1 protein-coding gene is annotated in these 2,074 nt (G+C 72.0%); it reads left to right on the top strand.

From position 1 onward, the window contains the following. The first annotated feature begins 236 nt into the window (after positions 1 to 236). Positions 237 to 1,523 carry an adenylosuccinate synthase gene (locus TA90_RS02295; RefSeq protein WP_043534410.1) on the top strand — a complete coding sequence of 429 codons (1,287 nt, stop codon included), beginning with the start codon at positions 237 to 239 and terminating at the stop codon, positions 1,521 to 1,523. Positions 1,524 to 2,074: the final 551 nt, after the last annotated feature.

Genomic DNA, 2,074 nt, shown 5'->3' with positions numbered 1-2,074 from the left:
CCTCGTCCGTCCTCGTCGGCCCGTGCTCCCCGCCGGGCCCGCCCGCCCTCGTCGGCCCGTGGTCCCCGCCGGGCCCGCCCGCCCCGGCCCGGAGCACCCGCATGGTCGGCCCGCCGGGTGACCACCCGCGATCCGAACACCCCCGTGTGCCCCGCCACTGGTCCCCTAGGATTGGCGAGGACGGGCCCGCCCCGTCCTCGCGGGGATCCCCGCGACACCGGAGGAGGGGACGTCCAATGCCAGCCGTGATCGTGCTCGGGGCCCAGTGGGGCGACGAGGGCAAGGGCAAGGCCACCGACCAGATCGGTCAGCAGACCGACGTGGTCGTCAAGTACAACGGCGGGAACAACGCCGGGCACACCGTCGTCATCGACGGCGAGAAGTACGCACTCCACCTGCTTCCCGCGGGCATCCTCAGTCCCGGCGTCACCCCCGTCATCGGCAACGGGGTCGTGGTGGACCTGGAGGTGCTCTTCCAGGAGCTGGAGGAGATGACCTCGCGCGGGGTGGACTGCTCGAAGCTCGTGATCTCCTCCGACGCCCACATCATCCCCTCCTACAACAAGGTCATGGACCGCACCACGGAGAAGTTCCTGGGCGACCGACAGCTCGGCACCACCGGTCGCGGCATCGGCCCCACCTACGCCGACAAGATGAACCGCATCGGTCTGCGCATCCAGGACCTCTTCGACCCCTCGATCCTCGCCCAGAAGGTGCAGGGGGCCCTCTTCGACAAGAACCACCTGCTCTCCAAGGTCTACGGCCTCGACGCCATCGACCCCGAGGCCGTGACCGCCGAGCTGCTCTCCTACGCGGACCGGGTGCGCCCGATGGTGGTCGACGCCTCCCTGGTGGTCAACGAGGCCCTCGACCGCGGCGAGACCGTGCTCTTCGAGGGCGGCCAGGCCACGATGCTCGACATCGACCACGGCACCTACCCCTTCGTCACCTCCTCGAACCCGACGGCGGGCGGCGCCCTGACCGGCACGGGTGTGGGGCCGACGCGCATCGACCGCGTCGTGGGCGTCGCCAAGGCCTACACGACGCGCGTGGGTGAGGGGCCGTTCCCCACCGAGCTCACCGACGAGGTCGGGGAAGCGCTGCGCCAGAAGGGCGGCGAGTTCGGCGTGACCACCGGGCGTCCGCGCCGCACCGGTTGGTTCGACGCGGTGGTCGTGCGCTACGCGAGCCGCATCAACGGCCTCACGGACATCTGCCTGACCAAGCTCGACGTGCTCTCGGGCTACCCCACGATCCCCGTGTGCGTCGCCTACGAGGTCGACGGGAAGCGCGTGGACGAGATGCCCATGGACCAGACGTCCTTCCACCACGCGGTCCCCGTCTACGAGGAACTGCCCGGGTGGGACGAGGACATCACCGGGGTACGTTCCTTCGAGGACCTCCCCGGCACCGCCCAGGCCTACATCCGCTTCCTCGAGGACCAGTCACGCTGCCGGATCTCCTCCATCGGCGTGGGCGCGGGCCGCGAGGCGACCATCGTGCGTTTCCCGCTGCTGGGCTGAGCGTGCCCGCGGTCGGGTGGACGGGTCCCCGGCGGGTGCATCCCCGGCTCGGGGTTGCCCCCGCCGGGGACCTCCCCGTCCGGTGCCGGGCACGGGTCCGGGGGAGGCGCGGCCGCGGGTTCACGGGAGGGTCCGGAAGTGCGGGCCGGTCGGTCGTCGAGGGCGCGCGGGAGCCCACCGCGGAATGGGTGGGGGAGAAGGCTGCGACACCGGACCGGAAGCGCCTGTCGGCGCGAAGGCCGCTCGGAGCGGCAATAGTTGGAGCCCGGGGCTTACCGGTCCGGCGTCACACCCAGTCTATCGCATGACGTCCCTGCGGCGAGTCGGGGGAGACCCGCTGTGGAGGGGCGACGCACCGGAGTCCGCCCCGTCAACCCGACCGCCGCGCGTCCGTGCGGACTGCGGCGTCCGAGCGCTTCGAGGTCGGTCCCGCGGCACGGGGACGAGGGGCGGTTCCCGTGTGCGGCGCCCGTCGACGATGTGGCACCATCGCAGCCGTGGACGCACGCGGCAGGACCACCGGTGGCGCGGGACAGCACGTTTCCCGCCCG

The sequence above is a fragment of the Actinomyces polynesiensis genome, assembly GCF_000820725.1.
In the GTDB taxonomy this organism is placed as follows: domain Bacteria; phylum Actinomycetota; class Actinomycetes; order Actinomycetales; family Actinomycetaceae; genus Pauljensenia; species Pauljensenia polynesiensis.
The sequence above is the reverse complement of the archived record's forward strand: the minus strand, read 5'-3'. Positions and strand labels throughout refer to the sequence as shown.

Coding starts and splice junctions, on each gene's coding strand:
- TA90_RS02295 (WP_043534410.1), top strand. CDS start 237: ATGCCAGCCGTGATCGTGCTCGGGGCCCAGTGGGGCGACGAGGGCAAG.